Genomic DNA, 26,172 nt, shown 5'->3' with positions numbered 1-26,172 from the left:
AGTTGGCCCACCGAGGACGGCTGAACCACCGGTGGGCCCAGCCGCAGGACACCCCCCACACTCTGAGAGGTCTACTCATGCCCCCCTCCCAACCGCACTACCGATGGGCCGGTGAGCACACCGCCGGACGCCCTTCGGCCCTGGTGGCGCTGCTGCGCTCCTGGGCGGTCGGCCTCGCCGTCCTCCTGGGACTCCAGTACCTGCTGCGGCAGGGCATCAGCCAGCAGTTCGGAGCGGCGGAACACGCCGACGACACCGGCTGGCGGCTGTTTCTCCTCCAGCTGCCGACGATGGCCTGTGCCCTGCTGGCGACGCTCGCCGCGGCCCGTGTCCACCCCAGCCCGCACCGGGAACGCCCGTCATCGCACCTGGTCGCCTGCCTGACCGCCCCGATCGCCACCCGGGGGGTGGTGATGACCCTGCGATGGGAGGAGTCGGCGGTCGGGGGCATCGTCGCGCCGACCGTCGCGGTCCTCTTCGGCTGCGTCATCGCCGTGGTTGTCGACATGTCGATGGACGGGCGCGGCTGACCGCGGGGTCCGGTGACGGCCCCCCACCCGTCACCGGGCTCCCCGGTTCACCGGTCGCCGGCCTCCACCGGCCGGTGGTCCACCTCGATGACGACCCGGCTGCCCGGGCGGATGCCCCAGCGTTCCATCGCGCCCGCCTCGGCCTCCAGCACGTGCCGGGAACGGGGCCTGGGCAGACCGAGGCGGCCGGGTTTCATGGTGCGCACCGCCAGTACCCGCAACTTCCGGTCCAGGTAGGCGACGTCGATCGGGAACCGCATCCGGAAGGTGTGGACACTGCCCGCCGGGGTCAGCAGCAGCGCACCCTCGATTCCGTACCGCCCCAGCAGCCCCCGGGTCCGTGCGCGGTAGGATGCCGCGATCTCCAGCGGGATCCCCTCGGAGGCCTCCGGCTCCCCGGCAGCGGTCGGGGCCTCCCCCTCCGCACGGAGGCGCAGCCTGCCACTACCGTCCTGCCAGCGACCCATCGGTTCCCTCCGTCAACGTGGCTGAGCGGTGGCCCCCGCCACCCGGTGCTCCCGGAGCCCGGTCGGCCGGCGGCCGGTGCCGGAACCGGATCGTACCGTCCCTGACCAGGGCGGTGTGGAGCCGTTTGGGCCCGTGGGCCCATGACCCCAGGTGGCCGAGGTCAATAGGGTCATGGTGTGGAGATGCTGCTGACAGTGCTCGCCGCCGGCTACGGCGGTCTCACCGGACTGCTCGTGCCCCGGGCCGCGTACCGGCTGTCCGTCGGACCCGAGGAGCGCTGGCACGCCGACTGCCCCGAGGGCCACCCGGTCACCGGCCCGGCGTACGGCTGGCTGGGACTGGCCCGCTGCGCCGCCCCGGACCACGGTCAGTCACCGGCGGCCACCGGCCCGCGGACCGGTGCGCCCTGGTACGGCCGGGGACGGATCGGTGCCCCGATCGTCCTCGCCGTGGTGTGCGGGGCGCTCGCCGCCGCGGTGGGCGGCCGTCCGGAGTTGGCGGTCTGGCTGTTGATCGCCCCCTTCGCGGTCGTTCTGGCGATGGTCGACGGTGCCGTCCACCGGCTGCCCGACGTACTGACCCTGCCGCTGGCCGCCGCCGCGGTGGTGCTGCTCGGGGTCGCCGCGCTGCTGCCGGGACACGCGGGATCGTGGACCGGGGCGCTCCTGGGCGGCCTGGCGCTCACCGCCTTCTACTTCCTGTTGTTCCTGATCCATCCGAACGGCATGGGTTTCGGTGACGTGAAGCTGGCGCTCAGCCTGGGCGCGCTGCTGGGCTGGTACGGCTGGACGGTGCTGGTCGCCGGGGCCTTCGCCGGTCTGCTGCTCGGATCGGTCTACGGGGTGGGCCTGATACTGCTGCGCGGCAAGGGGCGGAAGACGGCCATGCCGTTCGGGCCCTTCATGATCGGCGGCGCCCTGCTGGGCCTGCTGTTGGGCGGTCTGGTCACCGCCTGATCCGGGGGCGTGCCCACGGACCCGGCGCCCGTCGAACCGGACCAGGGCCCCTGCCGCCCTCTCAGCCGTCCGGCATCCCCGACCGGGGCAGCAGGTCCCGGACGTTCCCGCTCAGCCGCGGCGCCGCCTCCGCCCCGCGGGACTGGGTGCCCACCAGGTGGACCGGGGCCCGGCCACGGCACCGGACCGTCGTGTGGGACAGCGCGCTGCCGGACAGCAGCCAGCGGGTGGAGCGCAGGTCGGCGGCGGTGATGTCGGTGTACCAGACGGTGTTCCCCGAGAAGGTCGGCGGCCGTACGCCCTCCAGCACCAGGCCCGCCCCGGGATCGCGGACCCGGCCGCCGATCCGGAACGCCCGGTGCCGGTCCCAGCGGTCCCGACCTCCGAGGTTGGAGTGGTTGAAGGTGTTGCCGACCAGTGAGCCGTGGTTCCAGTTGTCGGTGCTCTGGGCACCGTACGGACTGGTCGCGGCGATGGAGTAGTAGGCCCCGTAGCAGGCGGCGATGTTGTTGTCGTTGACCGTCCAGTTGCCGGAGGAGTTCCAGACGGCCAGCCGGCAGTAGGTGAGGCTGTTGCCGGTGAAGGTCGAGTACTCGCTCCGGTCGGTTGTCGACAGACCGACGTAGCAGCGGTCGAAGGAGTTGTTCTGGATCTTCACCCGGTAACCGAAGTAGTCGTCCGCCGCGGAACCCCGCACCACGACACCCGCACCCCGCCAGTTGGAGAACCGGCAGTCGCGCACCCGCGCGTCGGTGCACCGGGAGAGGGCCACGGCGACGTGCGAGGCGACCATGGAGGAACCCGCCGCGTCCGCCCGCTGGCCGACGAAGCGGACGTCGCCGATGGTGATGTCGCTCCGGCCGGTCGCCGTCAGCGCGGTCACCCCGGTGCCGGAGACCGTCACCACCGCGCCGTTGCCCGCGATGTAACAGCCGTCGGGGAGTTCGACGGACCGGCGGAGGGTGTAGGTGGCCCCCGGCACCAACTGGATACGCCGGTTCTTCGCCAGCGCCGTCGCCCAGTCGTCGTCGGTGCCGAGCACCGGCAGCCCGCCGGAGACGGAAGCGGTCGCCCGCGTCCCTCCCAGCTGACCCGCCGTCCACACGCCCCCGGCCGCGCCCAGCACCCCGATCCCCGCCATCGCGGCCAGCGCCTGACGGCGATCCATCACCGACCGGTGCCTCGGTTCTTCCACGGGTGCGCCCTCGGTCTCAGCGGGGGTGAATGCCCGATTCGGGCGGATGTGAGGGTAAGCAGTGGGCCGGCGAGGATCAAGCACCGAAACCGGTCCGGCGACCGGCGGGCCGGCTCCGGGTGGTGACGCTCGGTGATCGGAGTCGTCCGCCACGCCGCGGGCACGCCGCTCTGCGGATTGCCGAGGACAGCGGCTATGGTGGGGATCCCCCCCTCGGGCCGGTCCGTCATCCCCCCACGGACCGGCCCGTTTCCCTTTGCGGCCGGTCCTGCCGGGCCGGTGCGCGCCGGCCGCGGCGGCTCAGCTCCGGAGCGCCCAGATGTTCACTCCGGGTGTGCTCCGCGCATACGTGTCGATCTCGGTGAGTTCGGCGTCGGTCAGCGCGGGCGCGTCCAGCGCCGCCACGTTCTCCTCCAACTGGCGGACGCTGGAGGCGCCGATCAGGGCCGAGGTCATCCGGTCGTCCCGGAGGACCCACTGGACGGCCAGTTGGGCGAGTGACTGGCCCCTGCGGCGGGCGATCTCGTTCAGGCCGCGCAGTCGAGCCACCAGCTCCTCCGTGAGCAGCCCGGGGTCGAGCGAACTGCCCTCGGCGGCCCGCGAGCCCTCGGGGACGCCGTCGAGGTACTTGTCGGTGAGCACCCCTTGGGCCAGCGGCCCGAAGGCGATGCACCCCATGCCCTCCGCCTCCAGGGTCTCCAGCAGCCGGTCCTCCTCCGTCCAGCGGTTGATCATGGAGTAGGACGGCTGGTGGATGAGCGCCGGAACACCCATTCCGCGCAGCAGCCGCGCCGCCTCCCGGGTCTGCTCCGAGGTGTACGAGGAGACGCCCGCGTACAGCGCCTTCCCCTGCTGGACGGCGGACGCCAGGGCGCCCATCGTCTCCTCCAGCGGGGTGTTCCGGTCGAAGCGGTGCGAGTAGAAGATGTCGACGTACTCCACGCCCAGCCGCCGCAGCGAGGCGTCGAGCGAGGAGAGCAGGTACTTACGGGAGCCCCACTCGCCGTACGGCCCGGGGTGCATCCGATAGCCCGCCTTGGTGGACAGCACCAGTTCGTCCCGGTAGGGACGGAAGTCCCGGGCGAGGAGCCTGCCGAAGTTCTCCTCCGCCGCACCGGGTGGTGGGCCGTAGTTGTTGGCGAGGTCGAAGTGGGTCACCCCGAGGTCGAAGGCCCGGCGCAGGATCTCCCGCTGGGTCGCCAGGGGGTGGCCGTCGCCGAAGTTGTGCCAGAGCCCGAGCGAGACCTCCGGCAGCAGCAGCCCGCTGCGGCCCACCCGCCGGTAGGCCATGGAACGGTAACGCTCGTCGGCGGCGCGGAAAGAGGGAGTGTCTGTCACGTGACCTGCCTATCACGCTGCTGACCCTCCTGGGTTGCCCAGCCCGGAGCAGTGCGCAGTAAAGTGCTTGTACCAGGGCTGTCCCGGGGTCCCAGCGGATCAGCGGCTCGCAGCGTTCGGGTGCGGTGCGCCCGCCGGCTGCTGCGGGAGGCTCCCGGCCGAGTGCGGGGGCGTCCCCGTACCGGGCGCATTCGGCAGAACGGGCTTGTTCGGGCGTGTGTCCGCGGTGCGGAGGTTCATCTTCCCGGGCGGTGGCCGGCGACTCTGCCGGCCGGACTCGCGCGCCCACCGGGAGAAAGCGGGACGGCCCCTCGGGGCTGCCATCACACGGAGGGCTGGAGAAGGCGATGCTGCGTAAAACCGGGGGGCGCCCCCGATACCCCCGGGTGCTGCGCGATCTGGTGTACCGACTCTACGCCCGCCGGGTGGAGGGCCGACTCGACACCGAGCAGGGCCCCAAACACATCGGCGTCATCCTGGACGGGAACCGGCGCTGGGCCCGGGCGTCCGGCGGCACCACCGAGCAGGGACACCAGGCCGGGGCGGAGAAGATCCAGGAACTGCTGGGGTGGTGCTCGGAGACGGACGTCGAGGTGGTCACGCTCTGGCTGCTGTCGACGGAGAACCTCGACCGGCCGGAGGAGGAACTGGTCCCGCTCCTCGGCATCATCGAGGAGGCGATCGGCGACCTGGCCGCCGACGGGCGCTGGCGGGTGCACCACGTCGGCACCCTGGACCTGCTGCCGGCCCGCACCCAGGCGGTGGTGAAGCAGGCCGAGGAGGCCACCGCGGGGGTCGACGGGATACTGGTCAACGTCGCCGTCGGCTACGGCGGCCGCCAGGAGATCCTGGACGCCGTCCGCTCGCTCCTCGCCGAGCACGCGCAGCGCGGTACCCCGCTCGCCGACCTCGCGGAGCGGCTCGACATCGAGGACATCGCCGAGCACCTGTACACCCGGGGGCAGCCCGACCCGGACCTCGTGATCCGCACCAGCGGTGAGCAGCGGCTCTCCGGCTTCATGCTCTGGCAGAGCGCCCACTCCGAGTACTACTTCTGCGAGGTCTTCTGGCCGGCCTTCCGCAAGGTGGACTTCCTGCGCGCGCTGCGCGACTACGCGGCACGGAACCGGCGCTACGGGACCTGAGGAGCCTCCCGCCCTCCTCGGAGGGCGCGCATCAGGTGCTGTGCGGCACCCGGTCCGACGCCGAGCCTGACATCGCGTACCGACCTGCCGGGGCCCGCGCCAAGCCGGCTGCCGCTGGACGGGCTGCGCCGCACCCCGCACGGAGGCCGACACCGAGGGCCGCTCACGGGCTCGCTAACGGCCGCCGCACGGGCGGGCCGTGGAGGGTGAGGCGGCCGGGTGGCGGGGGAACGGCCACCCAGTTGCCGTAGCTGGCCTGGCATGTCTCCGCTCCAAGGAGGGAATATCACTTCCAGGCCGGCGTCCGGACCACGGACGTCGAGCAGAAGCGGGCGGCAGGCGGCCGTCCGCCCGGGAGGCCCTTTGCACACGGACGACCGTGCGGTTCGTACGGACGACGCGGAGGGCCGGTGCCCGGCCCGCGCATCGCGGCCGAGCCCGGTCCCGTTCCCCGCGACGCCGTCGCTCCCCGACCTCTTCCGAGGGGGTTCGTCCACCCGTGGTGACCAGTAAGAAGCGCCACTCGTTCGACCGGCGCACCTATGTCATCGATACCAGCGTCCTGCTCGCCGACCCGTCGGCCATGGCCCGCTTCGACGAGCACGAAGTCGTCCTGCCGGTCGTCGTGGTCACGGAGCTGGAGGCCAAACGACACCATCCGGAGCTCGGGTACTTCGCCCGGCAGGCGCTCCGGATGCTGGACGAGTACCGGGTCCGGTACGGCCGCCTCGACGCTCCCATCCCGATCGGGGAACTGGGCGGCACGCTCCGGGTCGAGCTGAACCACTCCGACCCCTCGGTGCTGCCGCCGGCCTTCCTGACCCATGGCGGCCGGGTCGGCGACAACGACTCCCGCATCCTGGCCGTCGCCCGGAACCTCCAGGCCGAGGGGTACGACGTCACCGTCGTCTCCAAGGACCTGCCGCTGCGGATCAAGGCGTCCTCGGTCGGTCTGCTCGCCGAGGAGTACCGCGCGGAGCTCGCGATCACCGACTCCGGCTGGACGGGGATGTCCGAGCTGAGCGTCGCCGCCGAACAGGTGGACGAACTCTTCGCGGGTGAGGACGCCTGGATCCCGGAGGCGGCCGAACTGCCGGTGCACACCGGACTGGTGCTGCAGTCCGAACGCGGCCGGGCACTCGGCCGGGTCGCCGCCGACGGCAGGGTGCGGCTGGTGCGGGGAGACCGGGAGGCGTTCGGCATCCACGGCCGCAGCGCGGAGCAGCGCATCGCGCTCGACCTGCTCCTCGATCCGGAGGTCGGCATCGTCTCGCTGGGCGGCCGGGCGGGCACCGGCAAGTCCGCGCTCGCCCTCTGCGCGGGACTGGAGGCGGTGCTCGAACGCCGGCAGCACGCCAAGGTGGTGGTCTTCCGTCCGATGTACGCGGTCGGCGGGCAGGACCTGGGCTATCTGCCCGGTACCGAGGCCGAGAAGATGAACCCCTGGGGCCAGGCCGTCTTCGACACCCTCTCCGCGGTGACCACCAAGGACGTCATCGAGGAGGTCGTGGGTCGCGGGATGTTGGAGGTCCTTCCGCTCACCCACATCCGGGGCCGCTCGCTGCACGACGCCTTCGTGATCGTGGACGAGGCGCAGTCGCTGGAACGGAACGTACTGCTCACGGTGTTGTCCCGGATCGGGACCGACTCGCGGGTGGTGCTGACGCATGACGTGGCGCAGCGCGACAACCTCAGAGTGGGGCGGTACGACGGGGTGGTGGCGGTGGTCGAGAAGCTCAAGGGGCATCCGCTCTTCGCCCACATCACCCTGAACCGGTCCGAACGCTCCCCGATCGCGGCTCTGGTGACGGAAATGCTGGAGGACGGGCGGGTATAGCCGCTGCGGCCGACCGGGGCGGGTTCGGGGCGGATCGCCCGGACCCGCCCCGACTGACGTCCCGTTAAGTGGCGTCGGCTGAAAGCGGAGAGCCTAGCCCGGCGGTACCGGCGCGCGCGTTCTTTTCCAGAAACCCGCAGGAGTAAACGGTGTGTGAGCTTTGCCACGCACCAGGGAATTGCCTCCGGGGGCGGCATCCGGCAGGGTGTGGTTTCTGTCAGGCCCCGCGTACGGCACAACCAACACCCCCAGCGGTGTGGCACCACAAGAACTGAACAGAGTCGCCGTACGCCGCCCGAGTACCAAGCGGAACTCCTCCGGGAGGACGCGCCGGGCCAGTGCCTCCCGTGACCAGTCGGACCCCACTCTGCTAGCACCGGGGCCCGGAACAAGGGGAGGTCCGTGGCAGGGGGCACGATCGCGTCCGCGAGGTCACCTAAGCGGGCGATGCTGGAAGGAAACCGTGTGAGCCGGATTTCGGTCCGGGGATTCGCCGTGGCGTCCGCCACTGCGGTCACCACCGTCGGCGCCGTCGTCGGTGTGGCCTCGGGCAGCGAGCAGGCTACGACCGAACCGGTCGAGGCCACCGCCGCCGACGCGACGCTCCTCGCGGACATATCCGCCGGTCATCAGAGCCAGGTGCAGAGCGCGTCGCTGATTCAGCAGGCGGACGCCCAGACGACAGCCGCCGACGCGGCGGCGAAGAAGTCGGCTGAGGAGTCCGCCCGCAAGCAGGCGGCGAAGGACGCGGCAGCCAAGAAGGAGGCGGCGGTCAAGGCCGCCGAAGCCAAGGCGGCCGAGCGCGAGGCACTCAAGCAGGCGAGCCGCTCCGACCCACGCGACTTCGCCCCGCAGGCCTCGTACACCATCGCCGAAGTCCAGGCGATCGCACGGCAGATGGTGCCCGCCGACCAGTTCCAGTGCTTCAGCAACATCGTGAGCCACGAGAGCGGCTGGAACTACCAGGCGAGCAACCCGTCCTCGGGCGCCTACGGGCTGATGCAGGCGCTGCCCGGCTCCAAGATGGCCTCCGCGGGCGCCGACTGGCAGACCAACCCGGCCACCCAGATCAAGTGGGGTCTGAACTACATGGACTCCCGTTACCAGAGCCCGTGCGGCGCCTGGGAGTTCTGGCAGGCCAACAACTGGTACTGAGGCAGCCGACGCCCAGCAGTTTCCGGAGCCCCTCGACCTCTTCCGGGTCGGGGGGCTCCGACCCGTGTAACGTCAACGGGAGTAGCTCCACCAGGGATCAGCGAGCGCGCAAAGCGGGGGACGGAAGGGCACCGGGATGTCGAGATTGCCGCAGTGGCTCGGCGGGGTGGGCAGGGGGCTCTCCGGCTTCGCCGCGAAGCTGGAGCAGCGCAGGGCGGAGGCCGAAGCGCTCCGTGCCGGCGCGGCTGACCCCGTCGGGCTCGTGGTACCCGGTTCCGGGCCGGAGGATCCGCGCACCCAACCGCCGGAGGGCGCGCCGGAACGGGTGCCCGCGCCACCGTCCTACGCCCCCTCGGTAGCGGCCAGGCCGGAGCCCGCCGCGGCTGTCCCCTGGGGGATGCGGGTCGCGGCCGAGGTCGGCTGGCGGCTGCTCGTCCTGGCCGGCACCCTCTGGATCCTGATGCGGGTCATCAGCGCGGTGCGGCTGGTGGTGCTCTCGTTCGTCGTCGCCCTGCTGATCACCGCGCTGCTCCAGCCGACGGTCAGCCGGCTCCGGCAGATGGGGCTGCCGCGCGGGTTGGCGACCGCTGTCACCTTCATCACCGGCTTCGTCATCATGGGCCTGGTCGGCTGGTTCGTGGTCTGGCAGGTCATGGAGAACGTCGGCAGTCTCTCCAGCCGGGTCCAGGACGGTATCCAGGAGCTCAAACAGTGGCTCCTCAACAGCCCCTTCCACGTGACCGACCAGCAGATCAACGACATCGCCAAGAACCTCAGCGATGCCATCGGCGCCAACGCCGAGGCGATCACCTCGGCCGGTCTGGAGGGCGTCACCGTCATCGTCGAGCTGTTGACCGGGCTGGTGCTCGCGATGTTCAGCACGCTCTTCCTGCTCTACGACGGCCGCAAGATCTGGAACTGGGTGCTGCACTTCGTGCCGAGCCAGGCGATCGAGGGCGTCGCCGGAGCCGGGCCGCAGGCCTGGCGGACCCTCACCGCCTATGTGCGCGGCACGGTGATCGTGGCCATGATCGACGCGATCTTCATCGGGCTGGGCGTCTACTTCCTGGAGGTGCCACTCGCGGTACCGCTGGCGGTCATCATCTTCCTGGGCGCCTTCGTGCCGCTGGTGGGCGCGGTGGTGTCCGGGGCCCTGGCGGTCATCGTCGCCCTGGTCACCAACGGACCGTTCACCGCGCTGATGGTGCTCGTGGTGGTACTGGCGGTGCAGCAGCTCGAGGGCCACATCCTCCAGCCGTTCATCCTGGGCCGCGCGGTACGGGTCCACCCGCTCGCGGTGGTCCTCTCGGTGGCGGCCGGTTCCATGGTGGCGGGCATCGGCGGAGCCGTGGTCGCCGTACCGCTGGTGGCGGTGACCAACACCGTCGTCGGCTATCTCCACGCACACGCCAAGCAACGTGCTCTGCTGGCCGTCCCGGAACCGCGGGCCGCCGCCGCGGCGGGCGCCCCGAACACCGCCGCCTCCGGGTCGGCGGAACCGTCTCCGCCCGCGGCGGAGCGCTCCACAGACCCGGCGGAGTAGCGCCGGGCCGCCGGGTGGTGGTGTGCCGGGCGGGCGGTACGGCCCACCACCCGGCCGACGCATGGGTGTCCGGCAACCGTCCGGAGGCCGTCGAGCGGTCAGTGCGCGACCGTCTCGGCCGCCAGGACCGCCTCGCTCTCCAGCGTGGTGCCGACGGCCTGCAGCACGGCCGCGATCCTGAGGGCGGTCTGGATCGTCTCGCGGTCCACGTCCGCCTTCCGGAGGGCCTGTTCGTGGGAGTCGAGGCAGGCTCCGCAGCCGTTGACGGCGGAGACGGCCAGCGACCACAGTTCGAAGTCGGCCCTCTCCACCCCGGGGTCGCGGATGACGTTCATCCGCAGCCCCGCACGGAGCTTGCCGTACTCCGGGTCGGAGAGCATGTGCCGGGCCCGGTAGTAGACGTTGGTCATCGCCATGAGGGCGGCGGCCGACTTGGCCGCGGTGTACGCCTCAGCGGAGAGCTTCTCCCTGGCCTCCGGCTCCAGTTCGGCGAGCATCCGCGGTGACCGGGCGGCCATCGCGCAGGCGAGCACGGTGCCCCAGAGCCGCTGCTGCGGCAGCTGCGAGTTGCCGAGGAGGGAACTGAGGTTCAGCCGGAGGTCCTTGGCGTACTCCGGGAGGGCGGAGGCGAGTTCGGCCAGAGCCACGGCGGATCACTGCCCGGCCAGGAGGGCGACCGGGTCGAGGGTCTCCTCTCCCTTGTTCCAGTTGCAGGGACAGAGCTCGTCGGTCTGGAGGGCGTCCAGCACCCGCAGCACCTCCTGCGGGTTCCGGCCGACCGAGCCGGCGGTGACCATGGTGAACTGGATCTCGTTGCCCGGGTCCACGATGAACACCGCGCGCTGGGCGAAACCGTCGTCGCCCCGCACCCCGCAGTCGCTCATCAACTCGTGGCCCGAGTCAGCGAGCATGGGGAACGGCAGGTCGCGGAGGTCGGCGTGGTCCCTGCGCCAGGCGTGGTGGACGAACTCGGAGTCGCCCGAGACCCCGAGCAGCTGCGCGTCCCGGTCGGCGAACTCGCTGTTCAACCGGCCGAACGCGGCGATCTCCGTCGGGCAGACGAAGGTGAAGTCCTTCGGCCAGAAGAAGATGACCCGCCACTTGCCCTCGAAACTCTTCTGGTTGATCCGGCGGAACGCCTTCTCCGGGTCGAGGCTTACGCAGGCGGTCAACTCGTAGGCGGGGAACTTGTCGCCGACAGTGAGCACGGTCTCTTCCTTTCCGGCGGTGATCAGCCCTTTCGCGGCTCTTCCGCGAGGCTGGACGGACCAACACTGTCATATCCGATATCCGGGAAAAAGCAGACAGGCTCACCGCTTTGGGGGAGATACGGCTCCGGCCCCGGGCGCGGTCGGCTTGTCCTGCTCCGGGCGTGCCCCGGGCCGGTCCGGAACTCAGAGCTGCCGGGCCGACCGACGGGACGGCGTCGCAGTGCCTGGTGCCGAAGGCGACGAGAGGACGGACAGCAGCTGCCGGCGCTCCCGCAACTGCTCCGGCAGCGGGCGCCGACCGGAGGATCTTCTCGGCAGGACATCGAACGACGGCCCCGGCGGGTGGCCGGGGCCGTCGTCGGGGCCGCAACTGGTCGTCTGGTTCCGAGTGCGGCCGGCGGAGTCCGACCGCACCTTCAGTTCTGGTGCGGCGGATCGCTCTCCGGTCGACTCCGCTCCGCGGCCGGTGGGCGGCCGGGGCGGCGCATCGGGCCGACCTGGTCGGGCAGGCGCCCGGCCTCCTTCAGGGCCTTGCGGAGGAGGAACTCGATCTGGGCGTTGGCGCTTCGCAGTTCGCTGGCGGCCCACCGGCTGAGCGCTTCGTGGACGGCTGGGTCCAGCCGCAGCAGCACCTGTTTGCGCTGCTGCGGCCGCCGTTTCCGGGGCGCCTCCGGATCATCGGTCACTGGTATAGCGTGCCGGTGTTGATGACCGGCTGCGGGGCGCTGTCGCCGCAGAGGACCACCAGCAGGTTGCTGACCATCGCCGCCTTGCGCTCCTCGTCCAGCTCGACCAGGTTCCGCGCGTCGAGGCGGGTCAGCGCGGCCTCGACCATGCCGACCGCACCGTCCACGATCTGCTGGCGGGCGGCGACCACCGCGCCGGCCTGCTGCCGCTGGAGCATCGCGGCGGCGATCTCCGGGGCGTAGGCGAGGTGGCTGAAGCGGGACTCGATGATCCGGACGCCGGCCGACCGCACCCGGGCGGAGAGCTCCACATCCAGCTTCTGGGTGATCTCCTCGGCGTTCCCGCGCAGCGAGAGTCCGTCCTCGTCCGGGGCGTCGTACGGGTACTCGATGGCGATGTGCCGTACGGCGGCCTCGGTCTGGATGCTGACGAACTCGATGAAGTCGTCGACCCCGAAGGTGGCCTTCGCGGTGTCCTCGACCTGCCAGACGACCACGGCGGCCAGCTCCACCGGGTTGCCGTCGGCGTCGTTGACCTTCATCACCTCGGTCTCGTGGTTGCGGACCCGGGTGGAGATCTTCTTGCGGCTGGTCAGCGGGTTGACCCAGCGCAGACCGTCGGTGCGGATGGTGCCCTTGTACCGGCCGAAGAGCTGGACCACCCGGGCCTCGCCGGGAGCGACCATGTTGAGTCCGCGTATCGCGAAGAAGGAGGCCAGGGTGAGCAGGATGCCCAGGATGAGCGAGGGTGCGCCGATGTCGGCACTGCCGTCGTCGATCAGGCTTCCGCCGGCGATGGTCAAGGTGATGCCGAGGAGCAGGCCGATCAGGCCGAGGAGCAGTGCGAGCCCGCCGCCGATGCTCTTGGCTGCGTGCTCGTTGAACTCCGGCTGATGGGCCGCCGGGTTGTGCGGAGCCGTCGGCTGGGCGGTGATTTGGTGGTCGGGCATGAGGTTTCCCCGTTCCGGCGCCTGGTCGGCGCTGCAAGGTTGTCGGTGCCGCAGGAGGCTGGACAGCGCGGAGGCGAGTGCGCCCCTGGGGTCGGGCGACCGCCTCTAGCAAAGTGATATCACTATAGCGCGAACGGGTGAACCGGCATAGCGGGTATGGGAGAAACAGCCCTCTCGAGCTATGAGGTGCGGGGCGAGCGGCGAACACCCACCGCTCGCCCCTCGCCGCCGGTCGACGAGCGGCGGCGATCGGTCAGACTCGGGGAGCCGCCCCGCCGAGTTCGAACCACACGACCTTGCCGGTGCTCAGGCGCGTCGCGCCCCACCGTCTGGCCACCTTGTTGACCAGGTAGAGGCCGCGCCCGCCCTCGTCGGACGGCTTGGCGTGCCGCAGCCGGGGCAACTGGGGTACGTCGTCGCCCACCTCGCAGCGGAGCACGTCGGTCCGCAGCAGTCGCAGGCTGATCGGACGTTCGGCGTACCGGACGGCGTTGGTCACCACTTCGCTGACGAGCAGTTCCAGGGAGTCCGTCAACTCCTCCAGCCCCCAGCGGACCAGCGCCGACCGGGCCAACCGGCGGGCCTTGGCCGGGGCCTGCTCGTGTGCCTCGAGGTACCAGTAGGCCACATCGCTCGGCTCGATCCCGTCGAAGCGCGCGGCCAGCAGGGCGATGTCATCGTCCCGGTCGCCCGGGCCGAGCATGTCCAGCACTTCGTCGCAGAGCGCCTCCAGTGGCGGCGGATGGTCCGCCCCGGTCAACTCCGAGGTCGCGACCAGCCGCTCGCGCAGCTGCTCGATGCCGGTCCAGACGTCGCGCCGCCGCGACTCGACCAGCCCGTCGGTGTAAAGCAGCAGCGTCGTACCGGCCGGGGCGTCCAGTTCCACGGCTTCGAAGTCGACCCCGCCGACCCCGATCGGCGCCCCCGGCGGCACCCGCAGCACCTCGGCCCGACCGCCCATGTGCAGCAGCACGGGCGGCGGATGCCCGGCGTTGGCGACCACGATCCGGTGCGCCACCGGGTCGTAGACCGCGTACAGGCACGTCGCCATGCGGTCGCTGCCCAGCCGCTGCGCCTGCTCGTCCAGGTGGTGCAGGACCTCCTGGGGCGGCAGGTCGAGCTGGGCCAGCGTCTGGGCGGTCGTGCGGAGCTGCCCCATGATGGCGGCCGAGGTCACCGAGTGGCCCATCACGTCGCCGACGACCAGGGCGACCCGGCTGCCGGGCAGCGGGATCGCGTCGTACCAGTCGCCGCCGACCCGGGCCGACTCGGCGGCCGGGAGGTAGCGGCTGGCCAGCCGGACCCCGGTGGGTTGGGGCAGCGAGTCCGGCAGCATGGCCCGCTGCAGGGCGTCGGCGATGTACGCCTCGCGGCCGTAGAGCACGGCCTTGTCGACCCCGAGCGCGGTGTGCGTGGCGAGCTGGGCGGCGACCAGCAGGTCGTCCGCCTCGAAAGCGGAGCGGTCCGGGCGGCGAAGGAAGACCGCCGCGCCGATGACCCGGCGACGGCCGCGCAGCGGCGCGAGAACGGCTCGGGAGCCGTCGGGTATCGGGTGCTCCGCTCCCAGGAGTTCGGGGAGCGCGGCCCGGGCGGCCGGGGAGTCCCCGAAGACCGGACGCACCCCGCGGAGCACCTCGGCGAGGGGGCCGCCCGGCCGCACCTCGGTCAACTCGGCGGCCGGCAGCGGGTCCGCGGACAGACTGAGCAGCGGCCCCCCGCCGTCCTCCGGGTGCCGCCCCTCGGGCTGAACCGCCCTGCCGTCCGGCAGCCGGTCGGTGCGACGAAGCCGCAGGACCACCGGCTCGACCGGCCGTTCGTCACCCACCGGGAGTGGATCGCGTAGGTAGACCAGGATCACGTCGGCGAAGGTGGGCACGGTGGCCCGGCAGAGGCCCAGCACGATCTCGTCGAGGTCGATGCCGCGGGCCACCCGCCGGGTGGCGGCACCGACGAACCGCAGCCGGTCGCTCTCACGTTGCAGCCGTGCCAGCGCCTGGGAGTCCGGCGGATCGGCGGGGAGCGGAGTCAAGCGGGCGGGCGCGGGGGGAGCCGAGCCGCCCTCGCCGGCCTGTCTGGGCAGCGGCCCCGGGACGGGCCCTTCACCTCCCGGCTGCGGATGGTCCACCGGGCTCTCGCACCGACCCTGCTGCTCGGGCTCGGGTCCGGCGGCCGCCGAAGGTCCGCCCGGGTGGGGGCGGGCGGTCGCCGGGTGCCGCTCGGTGGGCCGGGCGGCCGAGGCGTCGGAGGGGGGTGCGGCGGGTCGTTGGACCGCGCCCTGCGGTTCCGCCGGGGACCGCTCGGGCTGGGCAGCGGTCGGCCGGCCGTCATGGGAGGTCGGGTGCTCCGTCACGCGTGGGGTTTCCATCCATCCGGGGCTGCGCGTCGGGCGCGCTGTCGGTCAGGCGCGTCGTCGGCAGTGCAGGAAGAGCTGGATCTCGGGTGGTACGTCCGTGCTCGCCGGGGCGTAGGACTCCAGATGTTCTCCGGTGATCTCGAAGCCCGAGGCTTCGACGACCTGGCGCAGTTCGTCCCGCAGATAACCCGATACCCGGATCGTGTGGCCCAGGAACGGGACGGGGCAGTCGTCCACGTCCGCCTCGACCATGGAGAGGGCGAGCAGTCCGTCGGGGCGCAGCAGGCCGTGGATCGTTCGCAGGGCCTCCGGAATCTCCCGCCGCGGGAGCATGACCAGGGAGAAGAAGGCGGTGGCCGCGTCGAAGAGGCCCAGCGCCCGCGGGCCGCCGGCGGACAGCCCGGCCATGTCCCGCTGGTGGAACTCGGCTTTGGGGACGTTGTCCCGGGCGAGCTCCACCATGCCGGCCGAGAGGTCGACACCCACCACCCGGTGGCCGGCGTCGGAGAGCTGCCGGGCGGTCGGCAGGCCGGTGCCGCAGCCGACGTCCAGGATCCGGGAGTCCGGCGGCAGCGCCTCCAGCAGCCAGCGCCCGGCCGCGAGCTGCCCCTCCTTGTGGGGGAAGGCCTCGGAGTACCGGGGGCCGATGGCGTCGAAGGCCTCGGCCTGTCCGGTGCGCTCGTCCGGCGAGTGGTCGAAACCGCTGAAGCCGTTCCCGCTCACGCTTCCCCCATCCTGCTGACGACATCCGTTGGTCGGTGCCGGAGAACCGAGGGTTGCCAGGGTTCCTCCGGCGCGGATGTTGATCCTACGTTTGGTGCCCCGGGGCGCATCAAGAGAGTCTTTGATGCTCCGTCACCGGCGCACGGTCCCAGTCGTCGCGCAGCGCTGGCACGCTCCAGGCCGGATCGGGCCGCCAGCGGTCCCAACCGCCGTCGAAAGGAGCGGCCCAGGCCTCGATCCGCTCCACCGCGGCGAGGCCCGCCGCGCGCACCCGGCCGCACTGCTCCGTGTCGAGCAGGCCGACCGCGGAGGCCTGCGCGAACTCGTCCTCGTCGATCCAGTGCCAACTGCCGTCGGGACGCACCCCGATGTCCAGGAAGTGGTCCTCCGAGTCGATCCCGCCGGGCCAGCGCAGCCGCGGTTCCTCCAGGTTGACGTAGTAGTTCCGGAACCTCCAACCGGGCTCCCAGAACAGCCAGACCGACCATGGCTCGCCGGCCCGGGCCAGCTTCAGCACCCCGTTGCCCGTCCAGTGCACACGGGCGGTCCGGCGCGGCCTGGTGTAGCGGGTGGCCAGCGGCTCGCAGTGGACCGCGGTCCCGTCGACCAGCTCTGGTCTGACGCAGAGGGTGCCCGGCGCCAGCCAGACCGCGAGGAGTTCGGAAGTGTCCTGCACCACCGTCACCGGGCGGCAGATGTGGATCTCCGCCGAACCGTTCGCGCGGTAGCGCCAGAGCACCTGCTCGCCGGGCGCCCACCTGTGGTCGGCCCCCGGTACCCCGCCGCCGGTGGGGGCGGTCCGACCGCCGGTTCCCTGGCCCGCCGTATGCGCTGTCATGGGAGAAAGCCTACGGGCCGGCCCGCCGACCCCGACGAATACGGGCCAGCCCCGGGAAGGCTCCTCCGGCTCCGCCCCCGCGCCCGAACGCGTCAGGGGCGGGTCATCCGCAGCACGTCGAGCGCCTCGTCGAGTTGCTCGACGGTCAGCAGTCCGCGCTCCACATAGCCGGAGTCCAGCACCACCTCGCGGATGGTGCGCCGCTCGGCCAGCGACCGCTTGGCCACCTTCGCCGCCTCCTCGTACCCGATGTACCGGTTGAGCGGGGTGACGACGGAGGGCGAGGACTCCGCGTACTCACGGGCCCGGTCGGCGTCCGCGGTGATCCCGTCGACCGTGCGGTCGGCCAGCAGCCGCGCCGCGTTGGCCAGCAGCCGCACCGACTCCAGCAGGTTCTTGGCCATCACCGGCAGCATGACGTTCAGTTCGAAGTTGCCCGAGGCGCCCGCCGCGGCGACGGTCGCGTCGTTCCCGACGACCTGGGCCGTGACCATCAGCACCGCCTCCGGCACGACCGGGTTCACCTTGCCCGGCATGATGGAGGAGCCCGGTTGCAGGTCCGGGAGCTGGATCTCGGCCAAGCCGGTGCGGGGGCCGGAGGCCATCCACCGCAGGTCGTTGCAGATCTTGGTCAGGCTCACCGCGATGGTCCGCAGCTGGCCCGAGGCCTCGACGAGACCGTCCCGGGAACCCTGGGCCTCGAAGTGGTCGCGGGCCTCGGTCAGCGGCAGCCCGGTGGTCCGCCGCAACTCCGCGATCACCGCCGGTGCGAAGCCGGCCGGGGTGTTGATCCCGGTGCCCACCGCGGTCCCGCCGAGCGGTAGCTCCGCCAGCCGCGGCAGCGCGGCCTCCAGCCGCTCCACCCCGTACCGGACCTGCGCGGCGAACCCGCCGAACTCCTGCCCGAGAGTCACCGGGGTGGCGTCCATCAGGTGGGTGCGACCGGCCTTGACGACATCCGTGAACTCGGCGGCCTTGCGCTCCAGGGCAGCCGCCAGGTGGTCGAGCGCCGGCATCAGGTCGGCGGTCACCGCGGCGGTCGCGGCGATGTGGATGGACGACGGGAAGACGTCGTTGGACGACTGGCTGGCGTTGACGTGGTCGTTGGGGTGGACGGGGGAGCCCAGCCGTTCGCTCGCCAGCGTCGCCAGCACCTCGTTGGCGTTCATGTTCGAGGAGGTGCCTGAGCCGGTCTGGAAGACGTCCACCGGGAAGTGGTCGTCCCACCTCCCCTCGGCGACCTCGGCGGCAGCCGAGCCGATCGCCCCGGCCAGCTCGGGAGCGAGCACCCCCAGCTCGGCGTTGACCAGGGCGGCAGCCCCTTTGATCCGGGCCAGCGCCTCGATGTGCGCCCGCTCCAACCGCTGTCCGGAGATCGGGAAGTTCTCCACCGCGCGCTGGGTCTGGGCCCGCCACTTGGCGGACGCCGGCACCCGCACCTCTCCCATCGAGTCGTGCTCGGTGCGGTATCCGCCACGGTCCGCTTCGGTCATCGCTCTGCTCCTCCTCGACACCCCGCACTGGCCGGGGCCTGCCCCCGGGTGGTTCCGGTGTTCCCTGGCGGGCGACGTCGGAACCAGCCGTCGCTCCGGATCCCGCGAGTGGCCGCTGAGTGGGGGACGCGGCGGCCGTCAGGCCCGGCGGACCGGGATGCTGGTCACGAACGGCTGCGTCGGCTGCGGGTCCGCGAAGAAGTCGTTGCCCTTGTCGTCGACGACGATGAACGCGGGGAAGTCCTCCACCTCGATCTTCCAGACCGCCTCCATACCCAGCTCCTCGTACTCCAGCACCTCCACCTTCTTGATGCAGTCCTGGGCCAGCCGGGCGGCCGGTCCGCCGATCGAGCCCAGGTAGAAGCCGCCGTGCGCCGCGCAGGCGTCGGTCACCTGCGGGGAGCGGTTGCCCTTGGCGAGCATCACCAGTGAGCCGCCCGCCGCCTGGAACTGCTCGACGTAGGCGTCCATCCGCCCGGCGGTCGTCGGGCCGAAGGAGCCGGAGGCGTAGCCCTCCGGCGTCTTCGCGGGGCCCGCGTAGTAGACCGGGTGGTCCTTGAGGTACTGCGGCATCTCCTCGCCGGCGTCCAACCGCTCCTTGATCTTCGCGTGGGCGATGTCCCGGGCGACGACGAGGGTGCCGGTGAGCGACAGCCGCGTCTTGACCGGGTGCTTGGTCAGCTCGGCCAGGATGTCCTTCATGGGCAGCGTCAGATCGATCCGGACCGCCTCCAGGTCCGGCCCCGCGCCCTCGGTCAGCTGTTCCTCGGTGGTCTCGGGGAGGAAGCGCGCCGGGTCGGTCTCCAACTGCTCCAGGAAGACGCCCTCCGCCGTGATCTTGGCGACGGCCTGGCGGTCGGCGGAGCAGGAGACGGCGATGGCGACCGGGCAGGAGGCGCCGTGCCGGGGCAGCCGTACGACGCGGACGTCGTGGCAGAAGTACTTGCCGCCGAACTGCGCGCCGATGCCGATCCGCTGGGTCATCTCGAAGACCTTCTCCTCCAGCTCCCGGTCGCGGAAGCCGTGGCCGGTCGGCGACCCCTCGGTGGGCAGCTCGTCCAGGTAGTGCGCGGAGGCGTACTTGGCGGTCTTCAGCGCGTACTCGGCGGAGGTGCCGCCGACCACGATCGCCAGGTGGTACGGCGGGCAGGCGGCGGTGCCCAGGGAGCGGACCTTCTCCTCCAGGAACCTCATCATCGAGGCCTCGTTCAGCACCGCCTTCGTCTCCTGGTAGAGGAAGGACTTGTTCGCCGAGCCACCGCCCTTGGCCATGAACAGGAACCGGTACTCGCCGCCGTCGGTGGCGTACAGCTCGATCTGGGCCGGCAGGTTGGAGCCGGTGTTCCTCTCCTCCCACATCGTCAGCGGGGCCATCTGCGAGTAGCGCAGGTTGAGCCTGGTGTACGCCTCGTAGATGCCGCGCGAGAGGGCCTCCTCGTCGCCGCCGCCGGTCAGCACCTGCTGACCGCGCTTGCCCATCACGATCGCGGTGCCGGTGTCCTGGCACATCGGCAGCACGCCCGCCGCCGCGATGTTCGCGTTCTTCAGCAGGTCCAGGGCGACGAAGCGGTCGTTGGCGGAGGACTCCGGGTCGTCCAGGATGCGCCGCAGCTGCGCCAGGTGGGCCGGCCGCAGGTAGTGCGAGATGTCGTGCATGGCCTCGGCGGCCAGCTTGCTCAGCGCCTCCGGCGCGACCTCGAGGAACGTCCGGCCGTTCGCCTCGAAGGTGCGGACGCCCTCCGCGGTCACCAGGCGGTACGGCGTGTTGTCCGCACCGAGGGGAAGCAGGTCCGTATAAGCGAACTCGGGCATGGCGACGATTCCTCACTCCGCTGGTCTCGGGCGCGCGGCTGCGCTCTACGGTGGCTCGGCACGGTGGTCGGGCACCTGATCAGCCTAAGGGCTCTCCGGTAACCTCTGGTCGGTCCGGGTGGGCCGCTACCCGTCCACCGGGCCGGGAGACCTCCGGCCGAGCCGTGGGAGGCGGCGCGCACCACCGGCCCGACGGGCCGCTCGGGCAGGTCTCCCGGCGCCCGCCGCCCAACAATCCCGGTGCGTCCCCCTGGTCGCGATCTATCGCGTTTCGCTAAGCTGTTGTGGTGGACGCTGCATCTTCTCGGGGCATGACCCCTGAACCTACTGACCACTCTCCCGACGCGCCCCGACGGCCGGAGCGGCCGGTGTCGCTGGGGAAGCCGGCCGCCGGGCCAGCCGGGGTCGGGGGGATCCGGGCGTCCGACGCGGACCGGGACCGGATCGCCGACATCCTCCGGGAGGCGCTCGCCGAGGGGCGGCTCACGGCCGAGGAACACGGTGAGCGGATCGACCTCCTCTACCAGGCCAAGACGATGGGGGAGCTGGAGCCGCTCATCCAGGACCTGCCGGCCGCCCAGGGGGCGGGGTTCCCGCGGCAGCCCCCCCCATCCCGTGCCGCCGCCTCCTCCCGGTGGGGCGCCCTGGGGCCCGCCCGGTCCCACCGAGAACCTGTTGGCCGTCTTCGGCGGCGCGGTCCGCAAGGGCCGTTGGCGGGTGGGTCGCCGCACCAACGCCTTCGCCTGCTTCGGCGGGGTGGAGATCGACCTGACGGAGGCGGTCTTCCAGCAGCAGGAGATCGTCATCAACGTCACCGCGATCTTCGGCGGGGTGGAGATCCGGGTGCCGGAGAACGTCACCCTCCGCAGCGCGGGCACCGGGGTCTTCGGCGGGTTCGACGTCAAGACCCACGAGGACCCGGACCCGCAGGCGCCGATCGTCCTGGTCACCGGCTTCGCGCTGTTCGGCGGGGTGGAGGCCAAGCCCAAGCGCGGCAAACTGCTGAAGAACCTCCGCGACCGGGTTCGGCGGGAGCTGGGGGACTGAAATCCGGCCGGGTGTACGAGCGGAGGAACGGAACTACTGCGACGGAGTGAATAGGCGCGCGCACAGCGGGTAGGGACAGCTGCATCGTCCTCCTGCGATCGGGGGTGCACCGGGGCGTGCAGAGGGGGACGGCAAGGGTGTCTCTTTTGCGAATCCGTCGTCAGGAGTAGACCGTGCTGCAACCGCCGCATCAGCTCCCGCAGGCCGCCTCCCCGCCCCCGCAGCGCACCCCCGCTCGGGACGAGATGGACGGGCCCTGGCACTCGGAGGCGGTGTGCCATCGGGACGAGGCCGGGTTGTTCTTCGCCCCCTCCAAGGAGCCGACGGCCGCGCGGCTGTCACGCGAAGCGGCTGCCAAGAGGGTCTGCGCCCGCTGCCCCGTCGTGGCCGACTGCCGGGAGCACGCGCTGCTCCAGCCGGAGCCGTACGGGGTCTGGGGCGGGTTGACGGCGGCCGAGCGCCGGGTGGTGCTGGCCCGGCGGCGCCGACGGGACGCCGAACGTCCCAACGGCGCCCGGCCCGCGGTGAGACCCATCGCCGCGGCGGGCTGATCCCCGGACGGGGAGAGGCTGCCCGGGGTGCGGGCCTCCTCTCCCGTCACCGGGGGAGCGGGTGGTTCGCCTCCGGAGGGGAGGTCAGTTCTCCTCGGAGCGGGCGCCGCCGAAGTCCACCGAACTGTAGGCGCGCAGCTTCGACAGGCGGTGGGTGGAGTCGATCTGCCGGATGGTGCCCGAGCGGGAGCGCATCACCAGCGACTGCGTGGTGGCCGTCTCCGAGCGGTACCGCACGCCCCGCAGCAACTCGCCGTCGGTGATCCCGGTCGCCACGAAGAACACGTTCTCGCCGCTGACCAGGTCCTCGGTGTGGAGCACCCGGTCGAGGTCGTGGCCGGCTTCGAGGGCGTGTCTCCGCTCCTCCTCGTCCTTCGGCCACAGCCGGCCCTGGAGGGTCCCGCCGAGGCACTTGATCGCACAGGCGGCGATGACCCCCTCGGGGGTCCCGCCGATGCCCATCAGCAGGTCCACTCCGGTGCCCTCGCGGACGGCCATGATGGCGCCCGCGACGTCGCCGTCGGCGATGAACTTGATCCGCGCGCCGGTCTCCCGGATCTCCCTCACCAGCGACTCGTGGCGGGGCCGGTCCAGGACCACGACGGTGACGTCCTCCGGTGCGCTCCTCTTGGCCTTGGCCACCCGGCGGATGTTGACCGACGGGGGTGCGGTGATGTCGACGAAGTCCGCCGCCTCCGGGCCGGTGGCCAGCTTGTCCATGTAGAAGACGGCCGAGGGGTCGAACATCGTGCCGCGGTCGGCGACCGCCAGCACCGAGACGGCGTTGGTCATGCCCTTGGCGGTGAGCGTGGTTCCGTCCACCGGGTCGACGGCGACGTCGCACTCCGCACCGGTGCCGTCACCCACCCGTTCGCCGTTGAACAGCATCGGGGCGTCGTCCTTCTCGCCCTCGCCGATGACCACCACGCCGTTCATCGAGACGGTGTGGACGAGGTTCCGCATCGCGTTGACGGCGGCGCCGTCCGCGCCGTTCTTGTCACCCCGGCCGACCCACCGCCCGGCTGCCATCGCGGCCGCCTCCGTGACCCGGACGAGCTCCAGGGCCAGGTTGCGGTCGGGGTCGTGGGGGCTGACGTCGAGCGGAGGAGGCGGATGGTGCTCCGTCATCGATGCGCACCTTTCTGGCTCTGGCCCTGGGTTCTCGCCGGAAACGGGGTGGCGACGGCCGGAAAACGAGGGTGGTCCGCCGGGCTGAGGGAGTTGCCCGGGCAAAAAGCACAGTATCCGCTCATCGTCATTGTGAGCCGAGTGCCCCACTGATGAGCGTCCAAGCGGGCGGTGCCGGGGGTGCGGCCATCGCGGGTTCGGCGATGGGAGACGATGGGGGGGTGGCAGGTATGCGTGGTAAGCAGGCAGTGCGAGACATGGTCTTGTCGATGGCGGTCATCGGGGCCGTCGTCGCCGTCGTGTACATGTTCATTCCGCACGACGATTCGCCGAAGGCCTCGGTCAAGACGGTCGGCTACCAGGTCGAGATGGACACCGCGCGGCGCGCGGCGCCCTATCCCATAGCGGCACCGCCGGAGGGGAAGCCCGCCGGCTGGCAGGCGACCTCGGTGACCTACCGGGCCGACGGGGAGCACGGCGCCAGCTGGCACCTGGGCTTCCTCGACCCGGAGCAGGAGTACGTGGCGGTCGAGCAGAGCGACGGCAACCCCAAGAAGTTCATCGCCAAGGTCAGCCAGCGGGCGGAGAAGACCGGGGAGAGCCAGCGGATCGCCGGCGAGCGGTGGCAGCGCTACGAGGGCGGGCAGTACAACGCCCTGGTCCTGGAAGGGGACGGCGTGACCACGGTCGTCACGGGGACCGCATCCTTCACCGGGCTCGCCGAGATGGCCGCCGCGCTGGAGATGCCGGAGCCCGACTCGCCGTGACGCCCGGACGCCCCGCCGGACTCCCGGGCGGCCGGGCCGCACAGCCCCCGGAGACGGGTCAGCCCCTGCCTTTGGGCAGAGCTCGGCCCCGTCGCGCGTCGGGGCGTGCGGCGGGGCCGGTCGTCCGCCGTCAGACCGTGCTGACGACCTCGTCGTAGGCGAGCCGGGGCAGGCGCTCCCGCCAGGCGTCCGGACCGGGCTTGCCGATGTTCACCACGGCGAGCACGGAGCGGTCCTCGTCGGCGAAGAACTCCTTGTTGACCGCGTCCGCGTCGAATCCGCTCATCGGGCCGGCGGCCAGCCCCGCGGCCCGGACGCCGATGATGAAGTAGCCGACCTGCAATGCGGCGTTGAACGAGGACGCGCGCTCCCGCGCCGGGCGCTCGGAGAAGAAGACGTCCTTCGCCGCGGGGAAGTGCGGGAAGAGCCGCGGCAGCTTCTGGTGGAAGTCGTGGTCGGCGGTGAGGACGGCCACCAGCGGCGCGGCGGCGGTCTTCGCCCGGTTGCCCTCCGACATGTGCCGCACCAGGCGATCCCGGGCCTCGGGGGAGCGGACCAGCAGCACCCGCAGCGGTGACTGGTTGAAGGCGGTGGGTGCGTACTTGACCAGCTCGTATATCGCCTGGACCTGCTCCTCGCTCACCGGCTCGTCGGTGAAGGTGTTGGCCGTCCGGGCTTCCCGGAAGAGCAGGTCCTGGGCGGCGGCGTCGAGGGCGAGAGACATGGGGGGAGCACCTTCCGAGAGGTTGGTCCGTTCGGTTGCGGGGCCCAGCTTACGAGGTATAGGTTAACTTTAAACTAAAGACTGGCCGGAAGTGATCCACTTCATAGCGGCAGGCCGCCCACTCGGTAGCGGCCGGAAAGCCCCCGCCCCGCTGATTCGAACGAGTCCAGCCGCTCAGCCCGCGTCAGCCTCCTCGGCGGCCTCGGCCGCCTCCTCCTCGGCGAGCGCCGCGTCCAGCCGTTCGCGCGCCCCGTCCAGCCAGCGCCGGCAGACCCGCGCCAGCTCTTCCCCGCGCTCCCAGAGCGCCAGGGACTCCTCGAGGGTGGTGCCACCCGCCTCCAGCCGCCGGACGACCTCGATCAGCTCGTCCCGCGCCTGCTCGTATCCCGGAGCGGTCTCCGCGACGGTCTCCGCAGCGGTCTCGGTGTCAGCCATGACGTCAGCCTACGGTCTCCGCGCGGCGTTCCCGGTGGAGCGGGTGACGCTCAGCCGCCGTCCTTCCGCGCGACCACGGTCAGCTCGCCCTCGGCCAGCCGGGCCTGGAGCTGCTCGCCCTCGGACACCTCGTCCGCCGTCCGCACCACCGCGCCGCCCGAGCGCCGCAGCACCGCGTAGCCGCGTTCCAGGGTGGCCGCCGGCGAGAGCGCCACCACCCGGGCCCGGGTGTGCGACAGCTCCGAGTCGGCCCGGTCCAGCAGGTGCCCCAGCGTCCGGCGGGCCCGATCCCGCAGCGCCGCGACCTCCTCCTGCCGCTCCCACACCATCCGCTGCGGGTGCTCGACGGACGGCCGGGCGCGGAGCGCGGCCAGTCCGCGCTCCTCGCGGTCCAGCAGGCCGGTCATGGTGCGCAGCGCGCGGCGGCGCAGCTGCTCGATCCTGGTCAACTCCTCGCCGACATCGGGCACCACCTGCTTGGCGGCGTCCGTGGGTGTGGAAGCGCGGAGGTCGGCCACCAGGTCGAGCAGGGGCGAGTCCGGCTCATGGCCGATCGCCGAGACCACCGGGGTGCGGCAGGCGGCGACGGCTCGCACCAGCTCCTCGTCGGAGAACGGCAGCAGGTCCTCCACGCTCCCGCCGCCCCGGGCCACGATGATCACGTCCACATCCGGGTGCGCGTCCAGTTCCTCGACCGCCGCCAGGACCTCCGGCACCGCCCGCACCCCCTGCACCGGCACGTTGCGCACCTCGAAGCGGACCGCCGGCCAGCGCAGCCGGGCGTTCTCCAAGACGTCCCGCTCGGCCGCGGACGCCCGGCCGCAGACCAGCCCTATGAGCTGCGGCAGGAACGGCAGCCTCCGTTTGCGTTCGGCCGCGAACAGCCCCTCGGCCGTCAGCGATCGCTTCAGCCGCTCCAGCCGCGCCAGCAGCTCGCCGACGCCCACCAGCCGGATGTCGGCCGCCCGCAGGGAGAGCTGGCCCCGCGGGGCATACCACTCCGGCTTGGCGTGCACCACCACCCGGGAGCCCTCCGAGACCGCGTCGGCGACCCGGTCGAAGACGGAACGGAAGCAGGTCACCGTCAGCGAGATGTCGTGGGACGGATCGCGCAGGGTCAGGAACACCACGCCGGCACCGGGCCGCCGCGACAACTGGGTGATCTGCCCCTCGACCCAGACCGCGCCGAGCCGGTCGATCCACCCGCCGATCAGCCGGGACACCTCACCGACGGGGATCGGCGTCTCCACCGAGGTCTTGAGCGCCATACCGGGCAGGCTACTGGGC

24 protein-coding genes and 1 pseudogene are annotated in these 26,172 nt (G+C 71.8%); 9 read left to right on the top strand and 16 right to left on the bottom strand.

What is annotated here, in order from left to right:
• Positions 1-77 precede the first annotated feature (77 nt).
• Positions 78-530: a hypothetical protein gene (locus BGP73_RS17320; protein ID WP_069815853.1), complete on the top strand. Its 453-nt coding sequence runs from the start codon at positions 78-80 to the stop codon at positions 528-530.
• A 47-nt stretch (positions 531-577) separates the two neighbouring features.
• Here the strand turns inward: BGP73_RS17320 and BGP73_RS17315 are convergent, their stop codons facing one another.
• Positions 578-997, bottom strand: coding sequence for a DUF192 domain-containing protein (locus BGP73_RS17315; protein WP_069815851.1), 420 nt, complete (start codon positions 995-997; stop codon positions 578-580).
• Between the two features lie 177 nt (positions 998-1,174).
• On the opposite strand from BGP73_RS17315, the gene BGP73_RS17310 reads away from it, so the two are divergent.
• Entirely contained in the window at positions 1,175-1,954 is a 780-nt protein-coding gene (locus tag BGP73_RS17310) for a prepilin peptidase (protein ID WP_069815849.1), read from the top strand.
• 61 nt (positions 1,955-2,015) lie between these two features.
• Here the strand turns inward: BGP73_RS17310 and BGP73_RS17305 are convergent, their stop codons facing one another.
• Complete coding sequence (locus BGP73_RS17305; protein ID WP_069815847.1) at positions 2,016-3,122, bottom strand: right-handed parallel beta-helix repeat-containing protein; 1,107 nt, start codon at positions 3,120-3,122, stop codon at positions 2,016-2,018.
• Positions 3,123-3,449: 327 nt separating this feature from the next.
• Positions 3,450-4,487 (bottom strand): L-glyceraldehyde 3-phosphate reductase, encoded by a 1,038-nt coding sequence (mgrA, locus tag BGP73_RS17300; protein ID WP_079127615.1) that lies wholly within the window; start codon positions 4,485-4,487, stop codon positions 3,450-3,452.
• 347 nt (positions 4,488-4,834) lie between these two features.
• Here mgrA and BGP73_RS17295 point away from each other — a divergent pair, with 347 nt between their 5' ends.
• The 4 genes from BGP73_RS17295 to BGP73_RS17280 all read left to right on the top strand — a co-directional run bounded on the left by BGP73_RS17295 (position 4,835) and on the right by BGP73_RS17280 (position 10,167).
• Positions 4,835-5,632: an isoprenyl transferase gene (locus tag BGP73_RS17295; RefSeq protein ID WP_069815844.1), complete on the top strand. Its 798-nt coding sequence runs from the start codon at positions 4,835-4,837 to the stop codon at positions 5,630-5,632.
• A 499-nt stretch (positions 5,633-6,131) separates the two neighbouring features.
• Positions 6,132-7,469 carry a PhoH family protein gene (locus BGP73_RS17290; protein ID WP_069815843.1) on the top strand — a complete coding sequence of 446 codons (1,338 nt, stop codon included), beginning with the start codon at positions 6,132-6,134 and terminating at the stop codon, positions 7,467-7,469.
• 447 nt (positions 7,470-7,916) lie between these two features.
• Positions 7,917-8,624, top strand: a complete 708-nt coding sequence (locus BGP73_RS17285; RefSeq protein ID WP_079127614.1) for a transglycosylase SLT domain-containing protein — start codon at positions 7,917-7,919, stop codon at positions 8,622-8,624.
• A 136-nt stretch (positions 8,625-8,760) separates the two neighbouring features.
• Complete coding sequence (locus tag BGP73_RS17280) at positions 8,761-10,167, top strand: AI-2E family transporter (RefSeq protein ID WP_069815841.1); 1,407 nt, start codon at positions 8,761-8,763, stop codon at positions 10,165-10,167.
• A gap of 98 nt (positions 10,168-10,265) precedes the next feature.
• Here BGP73_RS17280 and BGP73_RS17275 read toward each other — a convergent pair whose 3' ends face one another.
• The 9 genes from BGP73_RS17275 to BGP73_RS17235 all read right to left on the bottom strand — a co-directional run bounded on the left by BGP73_RS17275 (position 10,266) and on the right by BGP73_RS17235 (position 20,233).
• Positions 10,266-10,814 (bottom strand): carboxymuconolactone decarboxylase family protein, encoded by a 549-nt coding sequence (locus BGP73_RS17275; RefSeq protein WP_069815839.1) that lies wholly within the window; start codon positions 10,812-10,814, stop codon positions 10,266-10,268.
• A 6-nt stretch (positions 10,815-10,820) separates the two neighbouring features.
• Entirely contained in the window at positions 10,821-11,375 is a 555-nt protein-coding gene (locus BGP73_RS17270) for a peroxiredoxin (protein WP_069815837.1), read from the bottom strand.
• 419 nt (positions 11,376-11,794) lie between these two features.
• Positions 11,795-12,064, bottom strand: coding sequence for a hypothetical protein (locus BGP73_RS17265; RefSeq protein ID WP_069815835.1), 270 nt, complete (start codon positions 12,062-12,064; stop codon positions 11,795-11,797).
• A complete protein-coding gene (locus BGP73_RS17260) occupies positions 12,061-13,014 on the bottom strand; it encodes an SPFH domain-containing protein (protein WP_069815833.1) in 954 nt (317 codons plus the stop codon). The genes BGP73_RS17265 and BGP73_RS17260 overlap by 4 nt, the downstream gene beginning before the upstream one ends.
• 253 nt (positions 13,015-13,267) lie before the next feature.
• On the bottom strand, positions 13,268-15,364 hold the full coding sequence (locus tag BGP73_RS17255) for an ATP-binding SpoIIE family protein phosphatase (protein ID WP_069815831.1): 2,097 nt from the start codon (positions 15,362-15,364) through the stop codon (positions 13,268-13,270).
• A 48-nt stretch (positions 15,365-15,412) separates the two neighbouring features.
• Positions 15,413-16,090, bottom strand: a complete 678-nt coding sequence (locus tag BGP73_RS17250; protein ID WP_069815829.1) for a class I SAM-dependent DNA methyltransferase — start codon at positions 16,088-16,090, stop codon at positions 15,413-15,415.
• Positions 16,091-16,199: 109 nt separating this feature from the next.
• A complete protein-coding gene (gene fomD / locus BGP73_RS17245) occupies positions 16,200-16,928 on the bottom strand; it encodes a cytidylyl-2-hydroxypropylphosphonate hydrolase (protein ID WP_069815827.1) in 729 nt (242 codons plus the stop codon).
• Positions 16,929-17,020: 92 nt separating this feature from the next.
• Entirely contained in the window at positions 17,021-18,421 is a 1,401-nt protein-coding gene (locus BGP73_RS17240; protein WP_069815826.1) for a class II fumarate hydratase, read from the bottom strand.
• 138 nt (positions 18,422-18,559) lie between these two features.
• Complete coding sequence (locus BGP73_RS17235) at positions 18,560-20,233, bottom strand: fumarate hydratase (RefSeq protein ID WP_069815824.1); 1,674 nt, start codon at positions 20,231-20,233, stop codon at positions 18,560-18,562.
• Between the two features lie 311 nt (positions 20,234-20,544).
• Between BGP73_RS17235 and BGP73_RS17230 the strand changes: the two are divergent.
• Together BGP73_RS17230 and BGP73_RS17225 are read left to right on the top strand one after the other, a co-directional pair.
• A pseudogene (locus BGP73_RS17230) lies at positions 20,545-21,280 on the top strand (DUF1707 SHOCT-like domain-containing protein).
• Between the two features lie 173 nt (positions 21,281-21,453).
• Positions 21,454-21,831: a WhiB family transcriptional regulator gene (locus BGP73_RS17225; protein WP_069815822.1), complete on the top strand. Its 378-nt coding sequence runs from the start codon at positions 21,454-21,456 to the stop codon at positions 21,829-21,831.
• A gap of 84 nt (positions 21,832-21,915) precedes the next feature.
• On the opposite strand, the gene glpX is transcribed toward BGP73_RS17225, so the two are convergent.
• A complete protein-coding gene (gene glpX / locus BGP73_RS17220) occupies positions 21,916-22,959 on the bottom strand; it encodes a class II fructose-bisphosphatase (RefSeq protein ID WP_069815820.1) in 1,044 nt (347 codons plus the stop codon).
• 230 nt (positions 22,960-23,189) lie between these two features.
• Between glpX and BGP73_RS17215 the strand changes: the two genes are divergently transcribed.
• Entirely contained in the window at positions 23,190-23,726 is a 537-nt protein-coding gene (locus tag BGP73_RS17215; protein ID WP_079127613.1) for a DUF4245 domain-containing protein, read from the top strand.
• A gap of 130 nt (positions 23,727-23,856) precedes the next feature.
• Here the strand turns inward: BGP73_RS17215 and BGP73_RS17210 are convergent, their stop codons facing one another.
• The 3 genes from BGP73_RS17210 to xseA all read right to left on the bottom strand — a co-directional run bounded on the left by BGP73_RS17210 (position 23,857) and on the right by xseA (position 26,153).
• The gene (locus BGP73_RS17210; RefSeq protein WP_069815816.1) at positions 23,857-24,450 is read right to left on the bottom strand and encodes a malonic semialdehyde reductase; all 594 of its coding nucleotides are present in this window, start codon (positions 24,448-24,450) and stop codon (positions 23,857-23,859) included.
• Positions 24,451-24,624: 174 nt separating this feature from the next.
• Entirely contained in the window at positions 24,625-24,885 is a 261-nt protein-coding gene (locus tag BGP73_RS17205) for an exodeoxyribonuclease VII small subunit (RefSeq protein ID WP_069815811.1), read from the bottom strand.
• 50 nt (positions 24,886-24,935) lie between these two features.
• A complete protein-coding gene (xseA, locus tag BGP73_RS17200; RefSeq protein WP_069815810.1) occupies positions 24,936-26,153 on the bottom strand; it encodes an exodeoxyribonuclease VII large subunit in 1,218 nt (405 codons plus the stop codon).
• Between the last annotated feature and the right edge of the window lie 19 nt (positions 26,154-26,172).

It is taken from the genome of Streptomyces sp. TP-A0874, assembly GCF_001748085.1.
Lineage (GTDB): Bacteria > Actinomycetota > Actinomycetes > Streptomycetales > Streptomycetaceae > Streptomyces.
The sequence above is the reverse complement of the archived record's forward strand: the minus strand, read 5'-3'. Positions and strand labels throughout refer to the sequence as shown.